The sequence below is a fragment of the Prosthecobacter sp. genome (assembly GCF_034366625.1).
Classification (GTDB): domain Bacteria; phylum Verrucomicrobiota; class Verrucomicrobiia; order Verrucomicrobiales; family Verrucomicrobiaceae; genus Prosthecobacter.
Window position 1 is genome coordinate 166,121 of sequence record NZ_JAXMIH010000028.1, and the last position, 26,500, is coordinate 192,620.

General features: G+C 60.7%; 24 protein-coding genes. 11 read left to right on the forward strand and 13 right to left on the reverse strand.

What is annotated here, in order from left to right; translation table 11 throughout:
* Positions 1-55 precede the first annotated feature (55 nt).
* Entirely contained in the window at positions 56-643 is a 588-nt protein-coding gene (locus U1A53_RS25840; protein WP_322284793.1) for a hypothetical protein, read from the forward strand.
* Here U1A53_RS25840 and U1A53_RS25845 read toward each other — a convergent pair.
* From U1A53_RS25845 to U1A53_RS25880, 8 genes are all read right to left on the reverse strand, one after another.
* Positions 633-1,370 carry a DUF2071 domain-containing protein gene (locus U1A53_RS25845; RefSeq protein ID WP_322284794.1) on the reverse strand — a complete coding sequence of 246 codons (738 nt, stop codon included), beginning with the start codon at positions 1,368-1,370 and terminating at the stop codon, positions 633-635. The two genes, U1A53_RS25840 and U1A53_RS25845, sit on opposite strands and share 11 nt — an antisense overlap.
* Positions 1,371-1,486: 116 nt before the next feature.
* Positions 1,487-1,633: a hypothetical protein gene (locus tag U1A53_RS25850; protein WP_322284795.1), complete on the reverse strand. Its 147-nt coding sequence runs from the start codon at positions 1,631-1,633 to the stop codon at positions 1,487-1,489.
* 14 nt (positions 1,634-1,647) lie between these two features.
* Positions 1,648-3,123, reverse strand: coding sequence for a DUF1501 domain-containing protein (locus tag U1A53_RS25855; RefSeq protein ID WP_322284796.1), 1,476 nt, complete (start codon positions 3,121-3,123; stop codon positions 1,648-1,650).
* A gap of 124 nt (positions 3,124-3,247) precedes the next feature.
* Positions 3,248-4,030: a sterol desaturase family protein gene (locus U1A53_RS25860; RefSeq protein ID WP_322284797.1), complete on the reverse strand. Its 783-nt coding sequence runs from the start codon at positions 4,028-4,030 to the stop codon at positions 3,248-3,250.
* Entirely contained in the window at positions 4,027-4,614 is a 588-nt protein-coding gene (locus tag U1A53_RS25865; RefSeq protein ID WP_322284798.1) for a hypothetical protein, read from the reverse strand. Before U1A53_RS25865 ends, U1A53_RS25860 begins: the two co-directional genes overlap by 4 nt.
* Positions 4,611-4,835: a hypothetical protein gene (locus U1A53_RS25870; RefSeq protein ID WP_322284799.1), complete on the reverse strand. Its 225-nt coding sequence runs from the start codon at positions 4,833-4,835 to the stop codon at positions 4,611-4,613. The genes U1A53_RS25865 and U1A53_RS25870 overlap by 4 nt, the downstream gene beginning before the upstream one ends.
* A 117-nt stretch (positions 4,836-4,952) precedes the next feature.
* Positions 4,953-8,222, reverse strand: a complete 3,270-nt coding sequence (locus tag U1A53_RS25875) for a PSD1 and planctomycete cytochrome C domain-containing protein (protein WP_322284800.1) — start codon at positions 8,220-8,222, stop codon at positions 4,953-4,955.
* Between the two features lie 88 nt (positions 8,223-8,310).
* Positions 8,311-9,627: a membrane dipeptidase gene (locus U1A53_RS25880; protein WP_322284801.1), complete on the reverse strand. Its 1,317-nt coding sequence runs from the start codon at positions 9,625-9,627 to the stop codon at positions 8,311-8,313.
* Between the two features lie 104 nt (positions 9,628-9,731).
* Between U1A53_RS25880 and U1A53_RS25885 the strand changes: the two genes are divergently transcribed.
* The 6 genes from U1A53_RS25885 to U1A53_RS25910 are packed head-to-tail and all read left to right on the forward strand — an operon-like array spanning position 9,732 to position 15,816.
* Positions 9,732-10,769 (forward strand): hypothetical protein, encoded by a 1,038-nt coding sequence (locus U1A53_RS25885; protein WP_322284802.1) that lies wholly within the window; start codon positions 9,732-9,734, stop codon positions 10,767-10,769.
* Positions 10,766-12,439: a hypothetical protein gene (locus U1A53_RS25890; RefSeq protein WP_322284803.1), complete on the forward strand. Its 1,674-nt coding sequence runs from the start codon at positions 10,766-10,768 to the stop codon at positions 12,437-12,439. The genes U1A53_RS25885 and U1A53_RS25890 overlap by 4 nt, the downstream gene beginning before the upstream one ends.
* Positions 12,440-12,464: 25 nt before the next feature.
* Positions 12,465-14,405 (forward strand): SUMF1/EgtB/PvdO family nonheme iron enzyme, encoded by a 1,941-nt coding sequence (locus U1A53_RS25895; protein ID WP_322284804.1) that lies wholly within the window; start codon positions 12,465-12,467, stop codon positions 14,403-14,405.
* A gap of 6 nt (positions 14,406-14,411) precedes the next feature.
* Entirely contained in the window at positions 14,412-14,825 is a 414-nt protein-coding gene (locus U1A53_RS25900) for a DUF6210 family protein (protein WP_322284805.1), read from the forward strand.
* A gap of 48 nt (positions 14,826-14,873) precedes the next feature.
* Positions 14,874-15,077 (forward strand): hypothetical protein, encoded by a 204-nt coding sequence (locus U1A53_RS25905; RefSeq protein WP_322284806.1) that lies wholly within the window; start codon positions 14,874-14,876, stop codon positions 15,075-15,077.
* Positions 15,058-15,816 carry a hypothetical protein gene (locus U1A53_RS25910; protein WP_322284807.1) on the forward strand — a complete coding sequence of 253 codons (759 nt, stop codon included), beginning with the start codon at positions 15,058-15,060 and terminating at the stop codon, positions 15,814-15,816. The genes U1A53_RS25905 and U1A53_RS25910 overlap by 20 nt, the downstream gene beginning before the upstream one ends.
* A gap of 33 nt (positions 15,817-15,849) precedes the next feature.
* Here U1A53_RS25910 and U1A53_RS25915 read toward each other — a convergent pair whose 3' ends face one another.
* From U1A53_RS25915 to U1A53_RS25935, 5 genes are all read right to left on the reverse strand, one after another.
* Positions 15,850-16,431, reverse strand: coding sequence for a hypothetical protein (locus tag U1A53_RS25915; RefSeq protein WP_322284808.1), 582 nt, complete (start codon positions 16,429-16,431; stop codon positions 15,850-15,852).
* Between the two features lie 34 nt (positions 16,432-16,465).
* Positions 16,466-18,103 carry a hypothetical protein gene (locus tag U1A53_RS25920; protein ID WP_322284809.1) on the reverse strand — a complete coding sequence of 546 codons (1,638 nt, stop codon included), beginning with the start codon at positions 18,101-18,103 and terminating at the stop codon, positions 16,466-16,468.
* A gap of 30 nt (positions 18,104-18,133) precedes the next feature.
* Positions 18,134-19,351, reverse strand: coding sequence for a cell division protein FtsA (gene ftsA, locus U1A53_RS25925; RefSeq protein ID WP_322284810.1), 1,218 nt, complete (start codon positions 19,349-19,351; stop codon positions 18,134-18,136).
* A gap of 6 nt (positions 19,352-19,357) precedes the next feature.
* A complete protein-coding gene (locus U1A53_RS25930; protein WP_322284811.1) occupies positions 19,358-20,314 on the reverse strand; it encodes an FtsQ-type POTRA domain-containing protein in 957 nt (318 codons plus the stop codon).
* 161 nt (positions 20,315-20,475) lie between these two features.
* Positions 20,476-21,462 (reverse strand): DUF1080 domain-containing protein, encoded by a 987-nt coding sequence (locus U1A53_RS25935; RefSeq protein WP_322284812.1) that lies wholly within the window; start codon positions 21,460-21,462, stop codon positions 20,476-20,478.
* A 73-nt stretch (positions 21,463-21,535) separates the two neighbouring features.
* On the opposite strand from U1A53_RS25935, the gene U1A53_RS25940 reads away from it, so the two are divergent.
* The 4 genes from U1A53_RS25940 to U1A53_RS25955 all read left to right on the forward strand — a co-directional run bounded on the left by U1A53_RS25940 (position 21,536) and on the right by U1A53_RS25955 (position 26,474).
* Positions 21,536-23,335, forward strand: a complete 1,800-nt coding sequence (locus tag U1A53_RS25940) for a pseudouridine synthase (RefSeq protein WP_322284813.1) — start codon at positions 21,536-21,538, stop codon at positions 23,333-23,335.
* A gap of 81 nt (positions 23,336-23,416) precedes the next feature.
* A complete protein-coding gene (locus U1A53_RS25945; RefSeq protein ID WP_322284814.1) occupies positions 23,417-23,782 on the forward strand; it encodes a hypothetical protein in 366 nt (121 codons plus the stop codon).
* A gap of 256 nt (positions 23,783-24,038) precedes the next feature.
* Positions 24,039-25,238 carry an AGE family epimerase/isomerase gene (locus tag U1A53_RS25950; RefSeq protein ID WP_322284816.1) on the forward strand — a complete coding sequence of 400 codons (1,200 nt, stop codon included), beginning with the start codon at positions 24,039-24,041 and terminating at the stop codon, positions 25,236-25,238.
* A 180-nt stretch (positions 25,239-25,418) separates the two neighbouring features.
* Positions 25,419-26,474 carry an ATPase, T2SS/T4P/T4SS family gene (locus U1A53_RS25955; protein ID WP_322284817.1) on the forward strand — a complete coding sequence of 352 codons (1,056 nt, stop codon included), beginning with the start codon at positions 25,419-25,421 and terminating at the stop codon, positions 26,472-26,474.
* The last annotated feature ends 26 nt before the right edge of the window (positions 26,475-26,500 follow it).

A 26,500-nucleotide genomic window follows, 5' to 3' on the forward strand; every position in this document is an offset into this window, starting at 1 on the left:
AGCAAAAGAGAACTGCAAGCTTGATTTGCCGTTCTGGTGTCGGTGTAATCGGCCCATGCGCGCCATCCTCTTCTTCCTCGCCCTTTTCGTTCCTGTCATTCACGCGGATGAGTTTGATCCCGCCGACAACACCATCGTGCTCGGCAAACGTGTGGGCTTGATCAAGCCCGGTATGACCTCGGTGGAGATCGAGCGGGCCTACGGGAAGAAAAACCTCAAAATCATGGACCTGCCCGGCCCGGAGGGCTCCACGTTTCCTGGAGCGAAGCTGTTTGAAGACACAGAACGTGAACTGGAGATCGTGTGGGATCCGGAGAAGGAGGACAAGAAGATCGTGTTCGACATCCGTGTCATCGGCAAAGCGTGGAAGTTCGAAAACGGCCTCAAATCCGGCATGACCATCGAGGAGGTCGAGAAGATCAACGGCAAGCCGTTCAAGATCACCGGGTTTAGCTGGGACTACGGCGGCTACGCCAACTTCGAGGGCGGCAAACTGGCCGCCAAGCTGAGCGTGCGGTTCAATCCGAGCAGCGAGGAAATCCCGGACTACCTGCAAGGCGACAAGCAAATCTCTTCCACGGACAAAAAACTGCGCGCCGTGAAGCCGAAGGTAGAAGAAGGCATCACGGTGTTCATGCGGTGAGCGGATACACACGCACATCGACGCCTGGCGAGCCGATAATGTGATCGGGTGGCCGTTGTGGGTCGGCGAAACCGGCCTGGAGCAACGGTTCCAAGTTCCAGGTTTCAAGTTTCACGTCCGCCAGCGGATACGGCGTGTGATGCACCTGGCCACATCGAATGCCGCGAGGTGATTGCGAGAACAGCAAGTAGCGCTCGGCGAGGAAGAATTCGAGCGAGCCTGGCTGGGCAGGATGCGATTCAGCCGTGATGCGATAGCGGAAACGTGCTTCGTGCGCCTCCCCGCGTCGGTGACAGGTGTAGTCGATCTCGTTGTCGCTCATTGCCGCTTGCATGCGCGCATGCTGATACGGCAGGTGGAAGAAGGCGCGAGCGGTCCAGACAGCGAGCGGCTGGTTGCAGTCCAGCGAGTAAAACCACACGCCAGGACGGCCTTGCGCATCGTGGACGTAGGTCCGCACGTTGAGTTCGAGGAAGTTGCTGATGCCTGGCACGGGAGGGTAGAAGCGCGGGCGAATGCCACGCATGAGGAACGGCACGATGGCGAGCCATGCCTCGCCTTGAAACGTGTCCACGAACAAACCCGGCGGCAGTGTCTGCTGAATTTCAGCCGCGTCCCAGCGCCAGTGCAGGAACAGGAGCTGCTCCCAGCGCTGGTGCATCACATGCGCGCGTGCCGGGCGTTCGCGGACGACGAGACGTGATTCGAGGGTGGGAGTGCCGGGCATGCGCAAGCACGATAGCATACGCACGCGGCATGCAGGAGCGTCTGCTTCACTTTGCAATCACGAACAATGCATCCCGGGATGGCGCTGTGGCTGTCGCACGACGGGCGACTTCGCGCTCAATTTGCCGGCGAAGCCACCAACGATGTAGAAAGTTCGCGGGCGTGTTTGTGCAGCAGTTCCTCACGAATCTCATCTCGACGGCACTCCTGAAAAGATTCGCGGCCATCCGCGATGAAGCGAAGATGGCCGCGAGAAGCGTTCATGATGACTGAAGGCGTTACGCAAACAGCTTCGTCACCGGCTTGGCCTTCACGAGTTCACGCGGCTGGTTGAGATGATTGTAAACAATCGTCTCGGGGTCGATGCCGACGGCGTGATACATGGTGGCGAGGAGTTCGGTGGGATGCACGGGGTCTTCAGCCGGGGCGGAGCCGGTGGCGTCGGATTTGCCGTGTACGTAGCCGCGCTTGATGCCGGCACCACCGATGACGGCGGTGTAGCAATACGGCCAGTGGTCGCGACCATCGGCGCTGTTGCTGTTGCCGCTGGTGGAGACGCCTTTTTCGGGGCTGCGACCGAATTCGCCGAGGGCGACGACGAGCGTTTCATCGAGCAAGCCGCTGGCGTCGAGATCTTCAAACAGCGCGCTGAGACCCTGGTCGAGCATCGGGCCGCTCTGAGTCTTCATGCGCGTGGTGAGGCCGGTGTGGTGGTCCCACGAATGATTGTCAGAGTTGGCGACCTTGGGCCAGATGACTTCCACGACGCGGGTGCCGGCTTCGAGCAGACGACGGGCCAGGAGGCAGCTTTGCCCGAAGGTGTTGCGGCCATAACGGTCGCGCATCGACACCGCTTCGCGATCGAGCGCGAAAGCATCGCGCGCACGGCCGCTGGAGATGAGATCAAGCGCCTGACTGTAATAGCTGTCGAGGCTCATGTCCTTCACGGCAGCCTCGATGGTGGGCATCTGGTCGTTGATGGCATTGCGCAGCTTCGCACGGCGTTCGAGCCGCACGCTGAAGAGATCTGGGCGAAGCTGGAGGTCGTCGATCTTGATGCGGTCCATCTTGCCCATATCGAGGTCGTCGCCATCGGGGAAGAGCGTGTAAGGATCGTAGGCCTTGCCGAGGAAGCCAGCACCGCCGCCTTTGCCGACGACGTTGGATTCTTGCAAGGGGCGCGGCAACTGCACGAATGGGAGCATCGGCTCCTTCAGCGGCTTGAGGCGCACGATGTTGCTGCCGAAATTGGGGAAGTCCTTGGCGTTCGGCGGTTCGAGCTGGCCGGAGGGACTGACTTTGTCGGTCGTGTAGCCGGTCATGATCTGGTAGATGGCCGCCGTGTGATTGAAGAGACCGTTCGGCGTGTAGCTCATCGAATTGATCATCGTGAACTTGTCGTTCACCTTCGCGAGCTGCGGCAGGATCTCGGTGAAGTGCTTGCCGGGAACTTTGGTCGGAATCGTCTTGAACATGCTGCGCACATTGTCCGGTACGTTCTCCTTCGGATCCCAGAGATCGAGATGGCTGGGGCCGCCCTGGAGATAAATCATGAGGATGTGCTTCGCCTTGCCCCATCCGGCACGCCCTGCGCCTGTGGGTGCTGTGGCGGCACTGGCGGACTGCGCACGGAGGATGTTGTTGAGCGTGAGGCCCATCATCGAGCCGCCGCCGACGCGCAGGATGTCGCGACGCGAGAAGCCGAGATGCTTGTCACAAAGGTCTTTGCCGGGAACGCCAGGAATACGGAACATGGGGTGCTAGGGGTGAGTGTTGGAGGTCAATTTTAGCGGCATTGTACGACAAGGAAGGGCTGATCTTGCCATTTCGGCCCAGATCGTCCAGGCCGGGCAGGAAAGTCCATGAGGCTGCGCGGGATCATGCCGCGTCCTTCTTCCGGCGGCGGAAGGGATGCCAAAGCTGGCCGAGGTAGTGCCTCGAAATCGGTTCGTGGATGCCGAAGGCCTCGGGTTCGTGATCCGGACAGCGATAGGTGCCGAAAAGGATGTCCATCAGCGGCGAGATGTTCGCGTAGTTGCCCGCATCACGCGCCTTGTCGTGATGCCAGTGATGAAGTTCCGGCGCGCCGATGATCATGCGCAGCGGACCGATGGGCAGACGCACGTTCGAGTGAATGAAGATGGCCCACAGACCACGAAAGGCGAGGAAGCCGGCCAGCGTTTCCAACGGAAAGCCGAGGATGAACGCGGGCAGGTTGATGAGGCCGACGGTGTAAATCGTGTCGAGCGGATGCTCCCGGTGCGCCGCCAGCCAGTCGAGATGCTCGGCGCTGTGATGGATGGAATGAAAGCGCCACAGGAACGGCACGCGATGCTGCAATCGATGCGCCCAATAGATGATGAAGTCGCTCAGCACGATCATTTCGATGGCCTGCAGCCACCACGACTGCGCGGCGACGGCGGCACGGAAGTTCGCGGGCACGATGCCATCGAGCCAGCCACGGAAGTGATTCAGCGCCCAGAACACTAGGCCGCTCCAGAGCAGGTATTGGCCGAGGAGAAAGAACAAATCGGTCCAGAACGCCGGCCGCAGGAACTTTTGGCCTTCACGAGCGGGGAAGAGCTTTTCCAACGGCCGGAACAGTACCACGAGGAAGAGGATGCTCAAACCGGTGGAGAGGATGATGGCTGGGAGAGTCATGGCGCAGGCTTCTCTGACAGCGGCGCAAAAGGATCCTGCGTGGCGTTATTTGGAGCAAACGGATCAGGACCACGGTTTGCAGTCTCGGAATGTCCCTTCGCCAACCAGTCTGGGAAAGGAGTCGGAGGTGAAGACTTCGGTTCAGCATCCGAATATGGATTCAGTGCAATTTCATATCCGAAAAACCCCAACCGTCGCCAAGCATGGAGGCCGAAGAATTGAACCGGGCCGCTCTTGCTGCCCGCCATCATCGGCCGAACGTACATAAAAGGCACGCCGACGGCTTCTGAAACTTGGATCACAGTTGTTTTCCTTGCCGAGAAAATCGGCTGGTTGATGACCTTCGAACTGATGATGCGAAGTTCGTTCCCCTGCCGTCCACCTGGCGGTGCCGGGCTACCGTGATTGGTGAAGCCCTCAAACTCGGCGACCTCAGGCTGCAGCTCCCATTCGACGGTGTTGAGACCGAGCGGATCCGGCGGTGGCGTGTTCGGCGTGACGTGCGAATGCCAGACATAAGCCACCAGCAGTGCCAGCGAAAACACCACCACGGTGATTCGAGCGAGTTTGGACGCCATGTTCATGGCTTCGTGGGCGGCAGCAGCGGCTTGCCGGTTTGCAGCTTCAAGGCCTCGGAGCTGATCGTGGTGCCGCCAGTGTAAGATTTGCTGCCGGACATGATCAAGGTGCCGCTTTTGGAACCGGGCATCATGGCTGGATTCGCCTGCTTCTGTGCAAACCAAGCGCAGCCGAGAAGGAGACCCAGGGCTGACACCACGGCAGCAGCACGAAGAAGCGATTTCATGCTGGCATGATACCGAAACGCCGACAGCGGTGTCGAGACGTATTTGGAGTACGTTGTTCACGCTTCAGCGTGACGAAACGCATCTCACGCTGAAGCGTGAACAACGTACGAGCCGGTTCAATCCACAAACATGAACTCGTTGCTGATCATGAGCACCTGCGCGAGCTGGCTGAGCGGCTGCTGGGGCTTTTGGCGGCCGAAGGGCCAGCGATCGGAGCCGCAGAAGTCATTCTTGGCATGGGTGAGGACTTCGCCGTTGTCAGCACGGGTGATCTGGGGCTGCCAGTCGAAGCTGTCGCTGTCGGTGCTGGATTCGTTGTGAACGACGAAGCTCAAGATGTCACCTCGCTTCACGTCGGTGGTGATCTGGGTGGGCACTTTCTTGTTCTGCGGGGTGCAGAAGTATTCGGAGACGACTCCGCTGCGGCTGTTGTGAATCCAAGCGCGGACGCCGTCGCCGCGATCACTGCTGCGGCTCAAGACGGCGTCGATGCTGACTTTCATGTCCGTGGGCACATGCCACCGGGCGGTGACAGCGAGGTCTTTGGGCGCGGCATGACCGCCGTAGTTCGCCCAGAAGGCATGGCCCCATGTCGGATCGGCGCTGGGGATTTTATCACTCGGACTCCAGAGCTTCTGCCCGCCACCACCGCGCTCGGTGAGGTGGGCGAAGGGCTGGAACTCGGCGAAGGCAGGTTTGCCATCCGGCGTGCGGGAAAGCTTCATCGAGCCGTAGCTCCAGCGGAAGGGTTTTTCACCATTGAGCGCTTCCGCATCCGCCGCGAAGCGCTGGGCCAGCTCGACTTCATCGGGCTGCGGATCGCGGGCGAGGATGCGCTGATACATCGCACGGATGGCCTCGGAATCGAGCGTGCTGCCTTTCAGCGGCGTGGCCTTGGCGATGGCATCGGCACGGGCGCGTATGAAAGGGCTGTTCATCAAAAACAGCGCCTGCTGTGGCACGGTGGTGTTGAAGCGCTGCGGGCTGTGGCTGTCGGGATTGGCGAAGTCGAACATCGCGGGCACGCTGGCCTGATCGTAGCGGTCCACTTTGAGGTAAAGCGTGCGGCGGGTGTCGGCGTCCTTCGCGTTCAACTCGACGGCGCGTCCGCCTTGCTTCGCGGCGTCCAGTTCGCCCGTGGCGGAGAGGATGGCGTCGCGCATCGTCTCGTAATCCAGACGCTGGCGGTTGAAGCGGCTGAGCAGGTCGTTCTCGGCGTCCTTCGTGAGTTTTTCCGGCGTGGCATGGCTGCTCTGCTGCCAGGTGCGGCTGCTCAAGATGAGCATGTGCAGCTTCTTCAAGCTCCAGCCGTTTTCCATGAGGTAAGCGGCTAGGTAGTCGAGCAAATCAGCCTGCACGGGCTTCGGTGTCTGCACGCCGAAGTCGCTGGGCTGCGAAACGAGCGGCCTGCCGAAATGCTGCATCCACACGCGATTCGCAATGACGCGGGCGGTGAGCGGATTGTCCTTGCTGGCGACATGCTGGGCCAGTTCAAGCCGGCCGCTGCCTTCCGTGAACTTCTTGCCGCCAAACATCGTGAGCCACGCGCGCGGCGCAGGATCGCCCTGGCGCGCGGGATTGCCGCGGATGTAAATGCGCACGTCATTGGGCTTTGGTTTGTCGAGCAGCACCATCGCGCGCGGTGGTGCGCCGGCATGCGTGCTGTCGAGCTTCGAGCGCTCGTTTTCCAGCCGCACCACGGTCTCGCGGTCCTTGCGTGTGAAGAAGGCGTCCGCGCCTTCGACGGGCACGGACATGGGCGAGAGCTTGTCCTGCATGAGCTGGCGCAGCGGCTCCACTTTGCTGTCGAGAATGATCTGCGCGTAGGCGCTGGCGACGTCCTTCATCGACTTCGGCGGCGCTTTGGCAAAGGTGGCGGCGATCTCCGGCGAGCAGCCGCTTTCCGGCTTCGCGAGTTCCTGGGCAATCGCAGGCGCCTTGGCGGCAAATTCGCCCGCAGGCAGCTCGGCAAAGCGTTTCCACGCGACCATCGTGGCGTGCGGCTTCGCATTGAGCGCGTAACGCTTCAAAAAGTCACGCCACTGATCCGCCACGCGGTCCCGCAGCTTCATCTGGCCGGCTTTGCCCCTGAACACGGTGCTGTCCGCGATGCCGACGGTTTCCTGCGCAAAGACGAGGTACTCGGTGAGGCGCTCGGGCTGGCGGAACTCGTCGTAAACGGTGCGTTTGAAGTCGAGCGCCTTCTTCTCGATCTCCACAATCTTTGCTTCGTAATCTTTGGCCTCCTGCTCGTTCGCCGCCTTGCCGATGATGGGCATGGCAGGCTCGTCCGGCTCGTCGCTGCTGTTGAAGATGCTGAACATCGCGTAGTAGTCGCGGCTGGGAATCGGATCGAACTTGTGATCGTGGCAGCGCGCGCAAGCCACCGTGAGGCCCATCAGCCCGCGACCCACGACATCAATGCGGTCATCAGCGATGAGCACGCGATCATTGATGAAGCGCTCGCCGACATTGTAGAAGCCCAGCGCCGCGAGATGCGGCGAATTCGGCGTGGCCGCCGTGAGACGGTCTGCCGCGAGCTGGTAGCTCACGAACTGGTCATACGGCATGTCCTCGTTGAGCGACTTCACGATCCAGTCGCGATAGGTGTAAGCGTAGGGGTAAAAATTGCTGCGTCCGGCGACCTGGTAGCCGTTTGTGTCCGCGTAGCGCACGACATCGAGCCAGAAACGCGCCCAGCGCTCGCCGTAGGCGGGATTGGAGAGGAGTTTGGGAATCAGCGCTGCGAGGTCGGATTGGGCTGATTCATCCGACTTCGGCGGCAGACCGGTGAGCGTGAGATGCAGCCGACGAGTCAGCGTGCGTGGATCGGCTGGCGCGGCGAAATCAAGACCGGCGGCTTTCAATTTGGCCCCGACCAAGGCATCAATCGGATTGCCCGTGAAACCTGCGGGAAGCGCAGGCTTCTGCACCTGCTTGTAGGCCCAGTGCTGCATCGGATCGGCCTTCGGGGCCGCATGATCGGCCACCTCCGGTTCCGCAGGCCACGGCAGACCGAGGCTGATCCATTTTTCCAGCGCGGCGATCTGCGGTGCGGGCAGTTTGTCGCCCTTCTTCGGCATCGCCTCGACACCTGCAGCATGATTGATGGCCTTGATCAGCTTGCTCGCACTCGGATTGCCCGGCTCGACCACTTTGCCGTATTCGCTGCCGCGCACGATGGCGGCACGAGAATCGAGGCGCAGGCCGTTTTGATGTTTGTGCGCCCCATGGCACTCGTAACAGCGCTCGGCGAGCACGGGACGAATGCTTTTCTCAAAGAACTCGATCTGGTCCGGCGGAAAGGTGTCCGCCGCCGAGGCGAACGAGCAGGCGACGGCAAAGCCGCCCAAAGCGAGAGAGGGAAACTGGAAACGCGGGGTCATCTGGGGGTTTTTGGAACCCGGCAGCTTAGCGCCGAAACTCCAAAAACCAAACGCGCAGGAAATGGGCTGCCTTGCAGGCTCCAGAAGGTCAGGCTTGGTTCGCCTTCAGCACGCGCAGCATGTTTCCGCCGATCACCTGCCGGATGGTGTCGTCGCTGTGGCCGCGCATGATCATGCCGAGGGTGAAGAGCGGCCAGTTGGACCAGGCGACACTCTGCTCGGCCTCGATGGTCGTTTGATAGTCATCCTTCGGCCACAGATGCTCCCAGCGATCCGCCCTGCCGCCAGGGGCTTTCATGAGCTTGGCGCGCTGTTCTTTGTCAAAGCGCGAGGTGTAGGCCACATCGCAGCCGATGGCGGCGTGCTTGGAGCCGAACTTTTTGATGACGTGGTCGAGGTGATCCATCAGTGCGGTGATGTCGCCCTTGCCGCCGAGGAAACGTGGGATGCAGCACATGCCGACGAGGCCGTCGGTGTCGCAGATGGCCTTGATGGTATCATCCGGCTTGCCACGGAAGTGTTTGTAGAGCGAGGCGCAGGTCGTGTGACTCGCCACCATCGGCTTCGCGGAGGCCTTGGCGGCATCGAAGGCCGTTTTCCAGCCGCTGTGCGCCACATCGACGATGACGCCGATCTTGTTCATCTCCGCGACGGCGGCATGGCCGAAGTCGCTCAATCCGCCGTCGTGCGGCTCGCCCGCGCCATCACCAATGGGGTTCCGGCGGTTGTAGGTGGCGTGCATCATGCGTGTGCCGAGCTCATGGAAGATGCGGATGAAGCGCAGCTCATCCTTCACGCTTTCCCAGTCCATCATCAGCGGCACGCCGTTGGTGGTGAAGCACAGGCCAACATTCCCTGACTTTTTCAAGGCCACGATTTCCTCCGCCGTGACCACTTTCGACAGCGCGGGCTTCATCAGGTCGGTGGCCTTCGTGAAATGTGCGAGACGTTTGATCAGGCGCATCGGATCGCTGCCTTCCTCGCCGGTGTTTTGGAAAATGCAGGTCACACCGGCGGCATGGAAGGCGTCGAGGAACTCCTTGCGCTCGCGCTCGTTCGTCGCGTTGCGGTTCATCGACATGGATTCGCGTATATCGGCGATCTCCGCCGCTGACGCGCCCGCTTTGATCACCTCGTTCATCGCCTCCGCATCAATGGCGCAGCGTGGCGCGAATCCGTAGCTCTCAAACACCACCGAGCCGAAATGCAGCTCCCATGCGTGCTCGATCTGCGCCTGCGTGGGCTTCAGCAGGTTGATCGCAACCTCGCGCGGTTTGTCGATGGCCGGGTTGCCGGTGATCCAGGACTTTTTTGACTCCTGCGAGCGGACATGGATGTGAAAGCTGCTAGCGAGGGCGGCGAGCGGCAGGGTTTGCAGAAGACGGCGGCGGGAAATGTCGTTCATGGGTGGAACAAACGCGTTTCGCGGGCGATTCATCGCGAGGATTGCGTCTTGCAACGCCAGTGGCGTGGTCGTAGCATCCAGCCCAGTCAACAGGAAGGATTGTCATGCCTTGCTTTGCCCGCTTCTTCAAAAAGACCGTCTTTGCTTGCGGCCTGATGCTGATGATTGCTGACGTGCGCTCCGAGGCTTTGAATGCCGGATTGCAACAGCGCCTTGAAAAGGCAAACGCTGAGACGCGGCAGATGGAATCCGAGCGAAGCGAATCTGCCACCTTGCTGAGCCAAGCGGAGGCACTGCTGGCCAAGGCGCAGGCAGATGGAGATCAGGAATCCGTGCCCGTCATTCAAAAGGCCATCACGAAGGCCCGGAATGCGATGGCGACCTGCGATGCCGGGATCACGGCGGCAAAGGGACGTATTGAGGCGCTGACCGGTGTCTTGCAGAAGGTCGAGACCATGCCCGTGGAGCCGGTGATTCCGGCCAGCGTGGTGGATCTGCGTGCTGTGAAGGATTTCACCGTCGATCCCGCCAAGGTGAAGGGCTATGCCAGAGGAGTGAGAGAACACCTTGCGGGCAAGGAGGCTGTTGCTGTCCATGAGGAGATCAAGGCGCGGGCGGGCGGGCGGAACTCCCGCCTCGCCACGATGTCGTATGCCGAACTCATCGCCAGTCTGGACGGGCAGGCGCAAAAAGGATTGAAGCAGGGCGTGGCGATGCGGCAGAAGGAAACCAACCAAGAACTGCGCCGGGCCTTCCAACTGCCCGAGGACAGTGATGAGGATCTGCTCGATCTCATTCTGCCGCCGGAACCGGCGAAGCCTACGCCGTTGCAACAGGCCATGCAGCAGATCAAAGAGGAAGCGTTGCGTCTGTTACACTCGTTTGATCGCGTGCAGAATGATGAGAAGGAGCGTGTTTTCGAGGCCTACCAGATGTGGAAAACTGAAACGGAAAAGCTGGTGACGCGAGTGGATCAAAAACAGCTCACCGTGAAGGAGTACGAGGATGCCTACAAGCTGCTGGACCAGCGGTTTCTCTTTTCGCTGACCATGATCGGCAAGATCGCCACGGAGAAAGAGGCTGATGAGATCACGACCGTGTTTCCAGACAGCGCCAAATCCCGGAAAGGAGGAGCGAAATGAGCCACGTCTATCGTGTGCCCTGGCTGGTGGTGCTTGGCGCGGTGTTCGCACTGGCTCTGCCTCAGGTGCTTGGACAAAGCAGCAGCCCAGGATACAATCTCGGCTGGTGCAGCGCATGCCGGGCTTACATGCCCCTCGGACACGATTGCGTGGGATTCCGCAGAACGCCCGACACCGGCTGGTCGCGGCAGCCACCCGTGGCGGTGCCGCAGCGCAGCCAGGCCGACATCAATGCGGATCGTGCGCTCGAATGGTCCCGGCAGGCGGATCGCGACATTCGTGAATTTCAGCGCACGGGCAGTGCCAGCTCGCTGAAAAGCGCCCTGCAAAACCTTTTCAATGCCGAGGCGTTGCTGCGCCAGTGGTCGCCCAATCAGGCGGCTTACCTGAGGGTCGTGAACAAAAACATCGCCTGGTGCTACAACGAGTATGCGCGCCTTTATCATCAGGCCAGGCAATGGGACAGCGCAGAGAAGTACTTCCGCCTCGCGTGGAACTACAATCCTGATTCGGATGTTTACCGCGCCAACATCCGCATTGTGGAGGAGGCTCGTGAGACGCAGCGTGTGGCAGCACAAGTTGAGCAAGCACGCCGTCAGTCGATAGACGCCAATGACCGCGGCCAAAAGCTTGGGGAACAAGGAAACTGGGCGGAAGCAGTCAAGGCATTCGCGGAAGCGGTCCGTTTTTATCCCGGCTGGCAGAGCTACCAGAACAACCTCCAGCTCGCACAAGACAAATGGGCGCAACAACTGGCCGCTGACCAGGCGTTGCGTGCCGCCGAGGAAAAACATCGTCAGGAGGTGGCGGCGCTCGTGGAGCAATCGCGGGATTACACGCGCAAGCAGACGGATCTGCGCGATGCGGTCGTCAATGAGCGCAAGCAGCAGGCAGCGGAGCAACTCGTCGAGGTGAAGCAGCCGTTTGGCACCGACAGCTATGTGGGGTTTCAGATGCCGGCGCAGACAGGACAAGAACTCCAGACGGCCAGCGCCTACAAGCAGGCGGAGACACTGCGGGCCATGCTCAAGGCTTCTCTGGACGCCTTTGCGCCATTTGTCGGAATGGGAGAGAAAACACCCGCCGAGGCGCTGGCGCGGCTGGGCTACACCGCGCAGCAAGGCAGCGAGGGCATGAACGGCGGCAAATTTCTCGGCACCAGCGTGTCCGGGGAAGGTTTGAAGAAGATCACGCCGACCATGCCTAAACTCCGAGCGCAGATGGAGCAGGTGATGCCGGTGGCCGCCCGACAGATTCAAGAGCTGGCCGAAACGGTGAAAACCGTGCAGGAAACGGTGAAAAAAGTGGCGGAGGCGACGCAGATCAAAGAAACCGCGCAGCAAGAGGTGGAAAAAGCCCAGGCGAAGTTGGCGGAGATCAAGGCCATGCCCGACGACACCGAGGATGCGAAGAAAAAAAAGGCCGGCCACAGCGCCGAGGCGCAGGCGCTGCTGGCGGCCGCCACCAAGCAGGAAAAGGAGGCTGACGCGCTCATAATTCAGGCGGAGGCCGACAAGGGCAAAGCCGAGGTGGAACTCGTCAACAAGCGCAATGATCTCCAGGCAACCAAGAGCAAACTCGACACGCTCCTCGCCGGCGGTGAACTGCCGGATGAGAAAAAGAAGACGCAAAGCGAGCCGCCACCGCCGCAACTGCCGGCCAAACCCTGATCCCTCGGCCCCATCCTTTTTCATCATGTCAGCCGCCGCCAAAATCTTGTGCCTGACCGCCTTGGGCGTCCTGCTGGCGGGCATGGGCTGGATGCTGGCCGCGCATCTCGGCCTAGTGACGACCAGTCTTTTGACGGCAGATTTGATCGGCGTGGGCGGGCTGCTGCTGCTCGCCTGCATCCTGGTGCTGCTGCCGCGCACACGCTGGGGCAGATGGCTGACCGGCATGATGACCACGGCCACCATGGCACTCGTCATCAGTAGCACAGGGCTGGGCACACGCTGGATCAGGGCGCAGTTGGCGGATGAATGGCAGATCGTCACGCCGCCGCTTTTTTTGGGGATGGCGGAACTTGGCAAGGCACAGACGGACTCGTATGCGCAGAAGCTGGAGAAGGAGGGCCGGCTTTATGAGGCGTTTGCGGCTTACCGCGATGAGCTGGCCTATCATCTCGCGCTGCACAGCCATGCGCAGGTGCATGTGCTTGCGCTGAAGCTGCACGCGCTCGCTGCGAAACTGGAACCACCGCCAGTGCTCCCCGCCGCGCTCGAATCCATCTTTGAGCAGGCGCGCAAACATCTCGGCGAAGCGCGGACACAGAATGATCTGAGCAAGGCGGTTCAAGATTTCCGCGACTGCGCGCAGATCGCGCCGTGGATTCCTGAAGCGTATTATTATCTCAGCGTGGCGGAGGCTGCGGCGGATGAGCTGCGCGCGGCAGAGCGGCATCTGCGAACTTACCTGGCGATGAAGCCCGACGCAGTGAAAGCCGAGGCCGTGCGAAAATTTCAAACCGGTCTCGATCAACGCATCCATGCCATGAGAGGCTGGGAAAACAGCCTCGGCATGCGGTTCATCCCGCTGCCGGGTACCACGGTGCGGTTCAGCGTATGGGAGACGCGCGAGAAGGACTACAGCCAGTTCGTGGAGGATACCGGACGACCGTGGGATCGAAAGACGGCCATCAACATCTACGGCTGGGAGCCTGCCACGGTGGTCAATCTGTACGACGCTGCCGCCTTTTGTTCCTGGCTGACACAAAAGGAGCGGCGTGACGGTCTCATCGGCGAACACGATTACTACCGCCTGCCGACACAGGAAGAATGGACGCTCGCCGCAGGCAAGGCATCCGGCACCTTCCCGTGGGGCGAAACATGGCCGCCACCACCCGGTGCGGGCAATTTTAGAGGAGGTGAAATCCGCGAGCGTTATGAAAAGCTCCGGGCCGCAGGGCTGGTGTCAGCCAAAACAATGACCGAGGACGGTGGCGGCATCGAAGGCTATGAGGATGCCTTTGCGACACTCGCGCCGGTCGGCAGTTTTGAACCCAATGCGCAGGGGCTTTACGACCTGGCGGGCAACGCCTGGGAATGGTGCGCGGGCACGATGGCGGATGTGGCGCTGCCGATGTTCGCTTCTGATGAGAAAAGCGCGCTGGGGTTCGCGCGCGGCGGCAGTTACAGCACCGATGACAAGGAGACTGCGGCATCACTGCACAAGAAAGTCATGCCTGCGTTTGAGTCGCTGTACGAGGACACCGGCTTCCGCTGCGTGCTGGCGCGGGATTTCACCCTGCTGAGTCTGCATGAGGTGAGTGACACGCCTGTCGAGGAGAGCTTGCCGTTGAAGGAGTTTGGCATCAACCAACCTGGTCATGCCCGCGCCTTGCCGGTGATCATGGCTCACAACCTTCTTGGTTTGTCGATCGCAACTTCCTGGCACAGCCCGAAGATGGAAATCGAGTTTGAATCGCAGGATGAACGGCTGCGCGATCCTGCCGGCTGGCGCCAAGGACGGCACCTGATGCTCATGCTCGACGGCAAACCGGCGGATTCATTCCTCGTCACGGAACACGGGTTCCTGATTGAGGATGTGACACAACGGATCAAAATCACCTTTGCCAGCCAGGACGACCTGAACCGCGTGAAGACGCTGCTGGAGCCACGCCTGTCACCTCGCCACTGACTTCTCATGACTTCCCCGCTCTTCACCATCGAACTCGACGAAATGACCGGCCTCGGTCTCATCATCGCCTGTCCGTCCCGCGTGGCTTACTCGAATCAAGTCGGCGGCTATGCCTGCCGGCATCCCGAGATCGAGGGCGTCTTCGTTCCTTTGCCAGGAAGCGCCGCTGAGAAGCTGAATGCGTACTTCACCGGCCCGAAATGGAATGGCCGCTGTTACGATGCCATCGATGAGGAGACCGCGAGCTTCATCGACTCGATTCTGCGCGAGCTGGACCTGGGCAGCTCGCTGTGCGTAGATCGTGAAAAACTCGAAGAATCATGCGAAGCGTGGATCTGGGTCAAAATCAGCATGAACAGCCTGCTCTGGCTCGGATTGAATGAGGGCGATGGCATCTTGACCTGGGAGAACAGTGATTGATCCTTCCTCACCATGATTCCTCTGGGACGATTTCTCGCCCGAACCGGCATGATCGCGATGCTGTTCGCGGCGGGTGCCTGGCTGGCAGCCCTGCTCGGATTTTGGGAGCAGGGCGGGCGCTGGGCGCTTTATTTGGCCGGGGGTGGCCTGCTCATGATCATGGTTGGCATGAATCTGATTCTTCGCCGCTCGTCAGGCGTGCTTCTTCCTCCAACAAATCCAGCCGATCGTCATGAGCGCAGACCCAAATGACCTAGGCGACGACAGCGTGCTCTTTGAGTGCCGGACCTGTCACGAGGAGCCATGCGCACCGCGCCTGGATGATCTGTCTTCCTGGGCGCGCCTGTGCGGTTACGACACCAGTTGCATTCATCTCTGCCAGGAGCTGAATGAGCGGGCGCTGGAGACGATCCAGATCAATCCCAAGCTCATCGCGGACCATCAGTTCTTCGATTTCGCACCGGAGGCCGGGAAAAGCTACATCGCATGCGTGCGGCATCCCTTCATCGCCAGACCGGGCGAACCGTTCTGGTTTCTGCATCTGCCGCCGTTTACGCTGCTGAATGGCTGGGAGGAAAACCCGGAGGAAATTTTTTACAGCCGCCTCGTGCATGGAGTGTTCGACCGCGTGTTGCATCGCACCAAGGAGTTCGCGCTAATCGTCGTCACCGTGCAGGAGATGCTGTCCGTCTCCACCATCCACGAGCACTTCCCCGAAACGACGGATGAAAAAATCTACGCCATGTTTGACGAGGAATTCGCCCGTCGCGCGGCCTGGGTGCGCTATTTGAATTATGTGTACGTCTATTGGAACCTCGAAAGCGATGTTGGTGTCTGGTGGTTGTTCCGCCAGGACCAGCCGCTCGCCCACGAGCCGGCCCGCCTGGTGCTGCAAGGCCACTGGGGCTGGCATGACGCGCTCATCTGGGCCGGGAATCACCGCCTTTCCACCGCCGAGGCCGCGCACCTGCACTCCTTCATGCTGCGATGAAAAGGAACGCCGGATTCATCCGTGCGCGCACGCTCACTCGCTGACTTCGGCATCCGCGTCGCCGTCTTTGTGCTCCTCCAGCTTCTGCTGGATGATCAGCAGTTGCTCCCGCAGCGGTGCCAGTTCCTCCCAGTTCAGCGCCATGTACAGGTAGGTCCGCTCATACTTGCCGTTCTCCAGCGTGAATAACTCCGCCAGCACCCACTCCGCCTCCTCATGCTTCTGCAGCGCGCCCAACGTGACCGCCAGCTTGAACAGCAGCGCCGGATGCTGCGGATGTACCTTCAAAATCTCCAGCATGCGCTCATGCGCCTCCGTGAAACGGCCGGAAAACAACAGCGCGGCGTTCAGACGCAGCCAGTGGCCGATTTCATCCGGCTCATAAAGAATCAGCACCTCCATGTAGCGGACCATCGCCTCGTGATTGCCGGACACCTCCCAGACGTCCGCATAGGCCTTCAAGACCTCCGGCCGCTTCCGGCTTTTTTCACTGGTGATCTTGTCGAGCTCCGCCCTGGCCTGCTGCCAGTCGCGCAACGTCAGCCATCCATCCGCAGCTTCGACACGACGCTCGAACGGCCACTCGTCATCCCGTGGATCGTCATCTTTGTTCATCTGAAATGGCCGATGTAACGGCGCCGTTCCCGACCTACCTGCGCAGCTTTTTCTTCAGACGCATCCAGGTCGGCACGTCGAGATCCTCGCCTTGAACGATGGAAGGCTCGGTGTCCTTGAAACGACCACGGTCTTCCTCGCCAAGGCTGAAGGTCTGCTGCTCGGTGGCGGCGGGCTTGCGGGCGATGACGGTGGAGGTGGCACTGATGGTGGAGACGACTGGTGTGTCAAAGGTGAGCAGGTCATCCTGTGGTGGCGCGGCCTCAGTCTGCAATGTGACGCTGCGGGCGACGACGGAGGCAAGGGTGGATTCCTTGCCACGGGCGGCATCGGCGAGTTCCTTCGCTGCGGGCGTGCGCACCGGAATGCGGGCGGTTTCAGGCGTGGACTCAATGATGGGAGCGGCGGATTCCTCAACCACAGGCTCGTCCTGCATGAGCACGGGCTGCTCGACGGCTTCCGTCTCTTTTTCTTCGGCGGGCATGCCGTGGTTCAATGGGAATGCCTCGCCGACAGGCACGACGGCCATTTCCTCGCCCTTGAAAAGGAAACTGGCGGATGTCTCGACCGGAGGAGCATACGGCGGCGGCGTTTTCTTCGCGGGCGCTTCGCGTTTCGGTGCGGCGGCAGGCACTTCGGCACGTGGCTGAAGCATCTCTGACGGCGGCGCGGCGGTGGCGTGCGCGTTGAGCTGGTTGAGTCCAAGCGAACTGATGAGCGTGACGGCAATGGCGTCGCCAAGCTTCGCATCGACTCCGAGACCGAAGAGGATGTGCGTTTGATCGGGCACGTGGCGGCCGAGCTGTTTCATGACGCCTTCGACTTCGACGAGCGTGAGCGATTCCCCACCAGCGACATGAACGAGCAGGTTCTTCGTCTGATGCAGGAGACGGCCTGAGTCGATGAGCGGACTCTTGAGCGCCTTCTTGAGCGCCTCGACACCACGGTTCTGTCCACGGGCCTCGCCGAAGCCAAAGAGGCAACGACCATTGGCATTGGCGAGCGCGGCGGTGAGGTCATCGAGACCGAGTTTCACCAGTCCCGGCGTGGTTGTGATGGTGGCAACGGCACGCAGACTCTGCGCGATGAGTTGATCGGCCTGATTGAAGGCTTTTTGAATGCCGTCCTTCGGCAGGATGAGCTCGCCCATGCGATTATTCTCAAACAACACAAGGGCGTCGGCGCGCTTCTGCAAAAGTTCGAGAGCCTCCTCGGCCTGCGCCAGACGACGGCGGCCTTCAAAGCTGAATGGCATGGTGGCGACGACGAGCACGAGAGCGCCGGTGTTTTTTGCGATCTCAGCGATCACTGGAGCCGCACCGCTGCCGGTGCCGCCGCCGAGACCCGCGCTGATGAAGATGATGTCATGCCCTTCGACCGCCTGACGGATCTGCTCGCGCGAGAAGAGCGCCGCCTCGCGTCCGAGATCGGGATCACCACCGGCGCCGATGCCCTTCATGAGCTCGGCACCAAGCTGGATTTTCAACGGTGCCATCGAATGGCCGAGCACGCGTACGTCGGTATGCGCGCAGACGAGGGTGGCATCGACGATGCGATCAAGTGTGATGCGATCGACGACATTGGAGCCGGCACCGCCGACACCGACGATGCAAATGCGGGGCCCGGGAGCTTCAGGGCCTTCGCGTGACTGAGAGCGGTCGTATTCTACCATAATCGTGGGTGGTTGAGTTTGGAGTGTGCTTTAAAAAGTGACGGCTGAAAGGAGTTCTTGCATGCGCCGGCCAAGACGCTTCAGAGGGGAGAGAAAAGGCTTCTCGCTGTCCAGGATCTGCGCATAACGAATGAGGCCGATGGGGGCGGAGTATTGCGGATTTTCGAACGTGGCGGTGATGCCGCTGACGGGAGCCGAACCTGCGCGGGTGACTTTGATTCCAAACACTTCGCGGGCGACGGCGTCAACGCCTTTCATCAGGCTGACGCCACCCGTGAGATAAACACCCGCGCCGAGACGGCCGAGGTGGTCCTCCACGCGCACACGCACCTGCGTGAGAATTTCCTTGGTGCGCAGGTTCATGACTTCATTGAGAAACGCGCGCTCGACCTCGCCGAGGATCAGACCGGTGTCGTCTTCGATGCTGAGCATCTCGCCTGCGGGCACTTCATCATACAAAACGCTGCCTTCCTCCACCTTGAGGCGTTCGGCTCGGCCATTCGGAATCTGCAACGCCATGGAAACGTCGTTGGTGATGTGATCGCCACCGAGCGGCACACAGCCGGATGCGGTGATCATGCCGTCCTCGTACAAAACGTAGTCGCAGGTGCCTGCGCCGAAGTCGATCATGAGCGCCCCTTGCATTTTTGCCTCACGGGTCAGCACCACCTGGGCCGCGGCGACGGGATTGAACACCACGTCCTCCACTTCGAGCGGAATCTCGCGCACGCAGCGGATGGCGTTCTGCACCCGGCCGCGAATGCCGTGAATGATGTGGTAGTCCGCCTCCAAAGTGCGCCCTTCACGGCCAATCGGCTGCCGCACGGCCTCCACGCCATCGACGATGTACTGCCGTGTGACACTGTGCAGAAACACATTCGACTGCGGAATGGAGACACTGCGTGCGATCTCCTTGGACTCCTCGACATCATCCTCAGTGATCTCGGTCTGATCGTCCGGCAGACGATGACGGCCACGGTTATTGAGGCTTTCAATGTGAGCGCCGGTAACGCCGAGGAAGACGTTGCGGATCATCACATCGCTGCGGTCCTCGGCACGCACGAGCGCGTCGTTCACGCAGGTCTGCACCTTTTCAAAATCGACGATCTCGCCTTTGCGCACGCCACGTGAGGGCGCCTGGCCGACGCCAAGGATCTTGATGGCTCCGTCACGCTTCGCCTCGCCGACGACGACACAAATCTTGTGCGTTCCGATTTCGAGTCCTGCGTAGATCGTGCTTTTGGCCATGAATTTTCAGCGTGCGGGGGTGGTGGAAGCGGTATCGGCCAGAGTCAGCCCGGTGACATCGGGCGGGGCGTGGAAAGTGACGGGAGTGTTGATGCGGGAGAGCAGGTTCAGCGTGGCCACACGCCATTGGCGTGCCCTGGCCTCGTGCATGAAGCGGTCAAAACGCACAAGCTGCGGATCAAGATCATCGACCCCGAAGGTGACCTTCGCATCGCCACTGAAATGCGCGACGAGCGACCACGCATTCGGAATTTCAATCGCCTCCAGCGCCGCATGGCCGCTGTCATCACGGCTTTGCAGCTTCTCCATCAAGCGCAGCGCCGCATGCACCTGCATGTCGCCCACCGGTTTGCCAGGAGATGTGTCGCTCAATCCTGGGAACTGGATGCGCGGCATCGCGAGGTATGTCTTGGTGATGACGTCACAAGGCACCGGAGCACCCTCGGCGTCCATCAGGCAGCCTTTGCCGCTCAAGGGTTCAAAGAGCTTCTGTTTCGGACATTCGATCCACGCCACCGGCATGCGCTGCACCACATCAAGCGTGAGCTTGCCATGGTAATCGCGATGGATCACGGCGGACTTCACCTGCGGCAGGCGCTCGATCTTGGCCCGCACCTCGCGCAGATTCATGGTGAGCAGGTTCGTGGCTTCGGTGAGTCCCGTGGCGGCAACGATCTGCTCGCGCGTGAGCGTGCCCTCGGTGTTCACGACGACGCTCTTGAGCAGGAACTGCGAGTTCTTTTCCAGCGCCTCATGCCACGTCACCCAGCCGACTCCGATCACGATCATCGCTGCGATCAGCCACATCGCCGTGCGGAAGCCACGACGTCGGCGCTCGCTGGCCTCATGCTCACGAATCACCGGCGATTCCGGCTCGTAGTCGATCACGTGAGTGTCCAAACCCTTGCGCTTGCTGGACGAGCGCTTGGCTGACTTTTTCGAGCCTTTCTTGACGGCAGACATGGACAGGCGATCACAACGACCAGGAGCAGACACTGGCGAGATTAGTACTTAATGGGCCTTAAATAAGGGATTCTCAGTCCGATTGCCATAATTATTCGCGAAAAAATACGGCTCCTGTATTCACAACCGGCCGGGTTGTTCACAATGCCAACTCGAAGCCCTTACTTCCGCACCACCCAGATGTTCCGGTAGCGCACCGGATTGCCATGGTTCTGGAGGTAGATCGGTCCCGGCGTGTTCTCCTCCTTTTTCGGCGCGGAAGTGGTCGATCCAGGCAGTTCCTGGTTCTCGTGAATCACGACATCGTTGTGCCTCACGGTGATTCGAGCGTTCGCAGTCTTCTTGCCTTCGGCATCGTATTTCGCGGCGGTGAAATCGACATCGTAAGTCTGCCAGGTGAGCGGCGGCAGACACATGTTCACCTTGGGCACGGCGATCTTGTAGAGGCCGCCGCACTCGTTGTCCTTCCCATCGAGCGCGAAGCTGTCGAGCATCTGCACCTCGTAGCGGCCTTGCAGGTAGAGGCCGCTGTTGCCACGACCCTGACCGCGTGCGTCCGGCATGTAGGGCAGCAAGAATTCCACATGCAGGCTGCAATCGCCAAACGTGTCCTCGCTGGTGATGCCTTCCATGAGAGCGCCGATCTGCGCATCGACGCGAGAATTGGGAAAGCGGTTCACACCTTTGCCATCGAAGAGCACCACGGCATTTTCCGGCGGCTGCGCACCCAAGGTGGACGAACTGCGGTCCGTGCGGTTGAGTTCCATCACGCGCACGCCGTCGGTGTTGCTCACGAGGATGCTCTGGCCATTCGCCTCGGCCTTCAAAGTGCCGTCCTTGACCGTGAAGAGCGCCGATTTCTCCCCTTCCCCACGCTGACCAGTGGTCTTGGTCACTTTTTCACGATCTCCATCCCAACCGGCCCCAGGAAGTCCGCCCTGATAACTCACCGCCTCGAACTTGCCGCCGCCCTGCGCCCAAATCTGCACACCGTAGCTTTTGCCTTCGAGCTGGCCGGTGTACTCGCCTTGGATCACGAAATCGTCGTCCGTTTGAGCAGGGTCCGTGTAAGCCTTCGGCTTCGGTGCGGCGGGCTGCTGGGCATGGACGAAGGTGGAGAGCAGAATGGCGGCGAGAATGAGGCGCATGGTGAACGAACGGCAAAGGAGGGTGATGAATTGCACTCGCCGTCACCGGCTTCATGTGCTTTTTCCACCGTCCATGTCCGCCACCGCCGTCATCACCAACATCTCCTGCTACCAATTCGCCGAGCTCTCCGGCTTGAAAGAGCTGCGCCAGCGGCTGCTGGACATGTGCAAGGAGCGCGGACTGAAGGGCACGATTTTGCTGAGCACCGAGGGCATCAATATGTTCGTCGCCGGCATTCGCGAGGATGTGGATGCGCTTGTCGATGAATTGCACGGCATTCCGGGGCTGGAAGGTCTCAGGCCGAAGTACAGCGAGAGCGCGGAGCAGCCCTTCCGGCGCATGCTGGTGCGCATCAAGAAGGAGATCATCGCGTTTGGCGTCGAAGGCATCGAACCAGCGAAGTACACCTCCCCACGGCTGGAGCCGAAGGTGCTGAAGCAGTGGCTGGATGAAGGCAGGCAGGTCGTGCTCTACGACACCCGCAACGACTACGAGGTGAAGCTCGGCACTTTCAAAGGCGCGGTGGTGGCGGGGATTGATTCCTTCCGCGATTTCCCGGCCGCAGTGGCCCGATTGCCTGCGGAGATGAAGCAAGCCGAGATCGTATCCTTCTGCACGGGCGGCATTCGCTGCGAGAAGGCGGCACCGTTCATGGAGCGCGAGGGCTTTGAGCATGTGTGGCAGCTTGAGGGCGGCATTTTGAAGTATTTTGAGGAATGCGGCAGCGCGCATTACGACGGCGAGCTGTTCGTGTTCGATCAGCGTGTCGGCGTCGATCCCGGGCTGCATGAGACGGCCTCCTCGCAATGTTTCGCCTGCCAGACGCCGCTGACGGCGGAGGAGCAGGCCGATCCACGCTATGTGGAGCATGTGTCCTGCCCCTACTGCTTCAAAACGACCGAGCAGCAGCAGCGCGAGCAGATCGAGAAACGCCATGCGGCGATTCGTGCCGCCGCCACTCCTCTTCCCGGCAGCGTGCCCTACGAGCACGAACGCCCGCTGCATGTGCCCGCTGCCTGCGATCACCAAACGTTGCTCGACACGCTCTGCCATGTGATGCCACACCTCGGTCGCGAAATCTGGCTGGCGGCCTCCGAGGCAGGCCATCTCGCTGACAAGGACGGCCATCGTGTCACAGCGGATCAAATCGTCCGCGCAGGCGAGCACTACCTGCACCTCACCCCCGCGCAGCGCGAGCCGGACGTGAACGCGGACATCCGCGTGCTGTTTGAAGACGAGGCCATCCTCGTGGTGAACAAACCCGCGCCGCTGCCCGTGCATGTGGGCGGTCGCTTCAATCGCAACACGCTGCAATTCATCGTCGATGTCGTCTGGCATCCGCTGCGTCCGCGCACGGTGCATCGGCTGGACGCGAACACGACGGGCGTCATGGTCCTGTGCAAGACACGGCACTTCGCCCGCCTCGTGCAGCCGCAGTTTGAGCGTGGCGAGGTCGAAAAGCTCTATCTGGCCCGTGTGAAAGGCCACCCACCGCAGGATGAGTTCATCTGCGATGCTCCGGTCAGCGCCGAAGCAGGCAAGCTGGGCGGACGAAACGTCGATAAGGCCGGTTTGGAGGCTCGAACCGAGTTCCGCGTGCTCCAGCGCGATGCCGACGGCACCGCATTGATCGAAGCAAGGCCCATCACCGGCCGCACCAATCAAATCCGCATCCATCTGTGGCATCTCGGCTTCCCGATCATCGGTGACGCCGCCTATCTGGCCGATGGCGAGATCGGCGAGACGCAAACCCTGGCCGTGGACGACCCGCCGCTGTGCCTGCACGCCTGGAAGATCACGTTCCAGCATCCTTTGACGAAGGAACGCGTGACCTTTGAGGCCGAGCGGCCCGCATGGGCGCATGCCGGTTGAACTGAGGCCGAAACCACAAAAAACTGTGGACGAATCTGATTCGCCCACAATTTAGTGTGGCTAAACAACGTTAGGCAAAGCATGCCGCCGCATTGGAAGAAGTTCATTAAGGACCAAGGTCTCGCCGGCAGAGAGACCGAGATTCCCGAGTCCGCAGACTTGTCCGGCGTTGGTGCGTGCATCGAGTGGCTAGACGACGAGGGTTCACGTAGCGAAAGAGAAGATCTTTATCCCGGCATCGCCGTCGCGAAGCTCGGGTACATTCCGGTTGGCGGATGCAGCATCGGCACCGGTGATCCCTATTTCATTCGAGAGGCAGACGGAGAAGGAGGAGCGCTCTACCGGATTTATCACGACGAGGTGCGAGAGGATGGATTCGTGAGCCAGCAAGCGATTGCTGTTGTTCTGCCCGACTACCGTCTCGTCGCAAAATTCAAAAATGCCTAACAAGTCGCCAGCGCCAACGCCACGACCGTCAGGATTTTCGCAAGATCAGTGGTCTTCGACATTGTAGCGGGCGGGGCTCATCTGTGACATTCCCCACCTGCCTGGAAGAAGGAATACGTGACGTTTCAGGCGGAGCGACCCGAGTGGATGTATTGCTGATTCTTACACCACTCATCTCACACTCATGGAACACTGATGCCCGAATCAGATCCATCAGTGTTGGATTAGTGAGCATGAGTGGTTCAAAAGTCTGGCGATGAACCATGATCTGACCGACCCAGGGTATCGCGAGGAGCTGCGGAAGCTCTACCGTGACACGTTGCTCAACGATGTGATGCCGTTCTGGCTGAAGCACGGCATGGATCGTGAGTTTGACGGCATCATCACCTCGCTGGATCGCGATGGGTCGATTCTGGACACGGACAAGAGTATCTGGTTCCAAGGCCGCGCGGCCTGGACCTTCGCCACGCTCTACAACACGGTGGAGCAGCGCAGCGACTGGCTGGACGCGGCGGGGTCGTGCCTGGCCTTCCTCCAGCGGCACGGCTACGCGACGGATGGGAAACTCTTCTTCAGTGTGACACGGGAGGGAAAGCCGCTGCGCATGCGGCGTTATGTGTTCAGCGAGGCTTTCTCAGCCATCGCCCATGCGGCGTATGCGAAGGCGACGGGAGACGAAAGCTATGCGGAACGGGCGCGGAAGGACTTCGCGACGTATTTGAAGCACTCGTTCGAAAAAGGCCTGATGCAGCCGAAGATCGAGCCGAACACGCGGCCGCTGATGGGCATCGGCGCGCTCATGATCGGCATCGCGACCGCGCAGGAGCTGCGCGTGAACCTCGGCGAGGTGAAAATTTCCGGCCACACCTGCTCGGAGTGGGTGGACCGCTTCATCCTGGAGATTCAGCAGTTCTTTTTCAAACCGGACCTCGGCGCGCTGATGGAGATCGTCGCGCCAGACGGGTCGATCATCGATCACTTCGACGGCCGCACACTGAATCCAGGCCATGCGCTGGAATGCGCGTGGTTCATCCTGCATGAGGGCCGCTGGCGGAATGAGCCGAGCTACATCAAGCTCGGCCTGGCGATCCTCGACGGCATGTGGCAGCGCGGCTGGGACACGGAACACGGCGGCCTGTTCTATTTTCGTGATGTGTTTGGCAAGCCCGTGCAGGAATACTGGCACGACATGAAATTCTGGTGGCCGCACAACGAGGCCATCATCGCCACGCTGCTGGCCTGGCACATCACGGGTGACGCCAAGTATGCGCAGTGGCACAAGCTGGTGCATGACTGGAGCTTCGCGCACTTCCCGGACGCGGAGCACGGCGAGTGGTTCGGCTATCTGCACCGCGATGGCACGCCTTCGGTTACTTTGAAGGGAAACCTGTGGAAAGGGCCGTTTCATCTGCCGCGCATGCTGTGGTATTGCAGCGAGCTGCTGGCGGGTGAGTGAGGGGTTGAAAGGTCAAGGCTGCGCCGGTCAAGGCCGTCAAGGGGTGGTCAAGCAGGTCACGACCCTTGACCACTCCTTGACCCTTTGACGACAGCTTGACTGGCACAGCCAAGTTTGCGTGTAACGAAACATGCACTGCGGGGTTGAGCCGCGTGCAAGCCACCGCTAGCGTTTTCTCCCATGGCCATTTCCATCGATGACATCCTCCAAGCCGCCGAAGAGCATCAGGCGAGCGATATTTTCCTCCAGGAAGGCGAGGTGCCGCGCATGAAGATCGCGGAACAGTTGATGATTTTCGGCGACGAGCCGCTGCTGCTACCGCAGATGGCAGGCCTGTGGCAGGCCTGCGGCGGAGACACGCTGAATGACATGGACCGTGACACCGGCCTCGTCTCGCGCTCGCACATCCGCTTCCGCGTGAACCTGCACAAAGTGCTGGGTCGCATGGCCGCCGTGCTGCGCCGCATCCGCACGGACATGCCGTCTTTGAGCGCCTTGGGCGCGCCTGACTGGCTGCTCACACGCTGGGGACAATTGGAACACGGCATGGTTCTGGTCACCGGCTCCACCGGCCAGGGAAAATCGACGACGCTGGCCGGATTGCTGCACTGGATGAACACCAATGTGGCGCGGCACATCGTGACGATCGAAGATCCCGTGGAATACATCTTCACGAACAACCGCTCCATGTTCACCCAGCGGGAGGTGGGGCGCGACACTCCCAGCTTCCCGCGCGGTTTGCGCGCGGCGATGCGCCAGGCGCCGGACGTGATCTATGTGGGCGAAATTCGCGACCATGAGACGGCCTTCACCGCGCTGCAGGCCTGCGAGACGGGACATCTGGTGCTCGCGTCCATGCATTCGGCCACAGTGGCAGATACCATGGAGCGTTTTGTGAATCTTTTCCCCGCAGACCAGGTCGGGATCGGCCTGCACCTGCTCTCGCATCAGTTGGTCGGCGTTCTCTGCCAGAAGCTCGTGCCGGATGTGAACGATAAGCTCACGCTGCTGGTGGAGCACCTGCAAAACGGCGGCGCGGTGCGCGACTGGATCGCGAGACGTTCGATGTCCGACATCAACGACTACATGACGCGTGCGAACGACCCCAACTGCCGCACCTTCCTGCAATCCATCGTGGCCGCTTACGAGGCTGGCATCATCGATGAACAGACCGCGATCGCCTCGGCGGGCAGCGAGGCCGAGTTCCGCCGGGCGGCACGCGGCATTTCCTCCTGATTTTCCCACGAATTCTATTTTTCCCT

Coding starts and splice junctions, on each gene's coding strand:
- U1A53_RS25840 (WP_322284793.1), top strand. CDS start 56: ATGCGCGCCATCCTCTTCTTCCTCGCCCTTTTCGTTCCTGTCATTCAC.
- U1A53_RS25845 (WP_322284794.1), bottom strand. CDS start 1,370: ATGCCCGGCACTCCCACCCTCGAATCACGTCTCGTCGTCCGCGAACGC.
- U1A53_RS25850 (WP_322284795.1), bottom strand. CDS start 1,633: ATGAACGCTTCTCGCGGCCATCTTCGCTTCATCGCGGATGGCCGCGAA.
- U1A53_RS25855 (WP_322284796.1), bottom strand. CDS start 3,123: ATGTTCCGTATTCCTGGCGTTCCCGGCAAAGACCTTTGTGACAAGCAT.
- U1A53_RS25860 (WP_322284797.1), bottom strand. CDS start 4,030: ATGACTCTCCCAGCCATCATCCTCTCCACCGGTTTGAGCATCCTCTTC.
- U1A53_RS25865 (WP_322284798.1), bottom strand. CDS start 4,614: ATGAACATGGCGTCCAAACTCGCTCGAATCACCGTGGTGGTGTTTTCG.
- U1A53_RS25870 (WP_322284799.1), bottom strand. CDS start 4,835: ATGAAATCGCTTCTTCGTGCTGCTGCCGTGGTGTCAGCCCTGGGTCTC.
- U1A53_RS25875 (WP_322284800.1), bottom strand. CDS start 8,222: ATGACCCCGCGTTTCCAGTTTCCCTCTCTCGCTTTGGGCGGCTTTGCC.
- U1A53_RS25880 (WP_322284801.1), bottom strand. CDS start 9,627: ATGAACGACATTTCCCGCCGCCGTCTTCTGCAAACCCTGCCGCTCGCC.
- U1A53_RS25885 (WP_322284802.1), top strand. CDS start 9,732: ATGCCTTGCTTTGCCCGCTTCTTCAAAAAGACCGTCTTTGCTTGCGGC.
- U1A53_RS25890 (WP_322284803.1), top strand. CDS start 10,766: ATGAGCCACGTCTATCGTGTGCCCTGGCTGGTGGTGCTTGGCGCGGTG.
- U1A53_RS25895 (WP_322284804.1), top strand. CDS start 12,465: ATGTCAGCCGCCGCCAAAATCTTGTGCCTGACCGCCTTGGGCGTCCTG.
- U1A53_RS25900 (WP_322284805.1), top strand. CDS start 14,412: ATGACTTCCCCGCTCTTCACCATCGAACTCGACGAAATGACCGGCCTC.
- U1A53_RS25905 (WP_322284806.1), top strand. CDS start 14,874: ATGATCGCGATGCTGTTCGCGGCGGGTGCCTGGCTGGCAGCCCTGCTC.
- U1A53_RS25910 (WP_322284807.1), top strand. CDS start 15,058: ATGAGCGCAGACCCAAATGACCTAGGCGACGACAGCGTGCTCTTTGAG.
- U1A53_RS25915 (WP_322284808.1), bottom strand. CDS start 16,431: ATGAACAAAGATGACGATCCACGGGATGACGAGTGGCCGTTCGAGCGT.
- U1A53_RS25920 (WP_322284809.1), bottom strand. CDS start 18,103: ATGGTAGAATACGACCGCTCTCAGTCACGCGAAGGCCCTGAAGCTCCC.
- ftsA (WP_322284810.1), bottom strand. CDS start 19,351: ATGGCCAAAAGCACGATCTACGCAGGACTCGAAATCGGAACGCACAAG.
- U1A53_RS25930 (WP_322284811.1), bottom strand. CDS start 20,314: ATGTCTGCCGTCAAGAAAGGCTCGAAAAAGTCAGCCAAGCGCTCGTCC.
- U1A53_RS25935 (WP_322284812.1), bottom strand. CDS start 21,462: ATGCGCCTCATTCTCGCCGCCATTCTGCTCTCCACCTTCGTCCATGCC.
- U1A53_RS25940 (WP_322284813.1), top strand. CDS start 21,536: ATGTCCGCCACCGCCGTCATCACCAACATCTCCTGCTACCAATTCGCC.
- U1A53_RS25945 (WP_322284814.1), top strand. CDS start 23,417: ATGCCGCCGCATTGGAAGAAGTTCATTAAGGACCAAGGTCTCGCCGGC.
- U1A53_RS25950 (WP_322284816.1), top strand. CDS start 24,039: ATGAACCATGATCTGACCGACCCAGGGTATCGCGAGGAGCTGCGGAAG.
- U1A53_RS25955 (WP_322284817.1), top strand. CDS start 25,419: ATGGCCATTTCCATCGATGACATCCTCCAAGCCGCCGAAGAGCATCAG.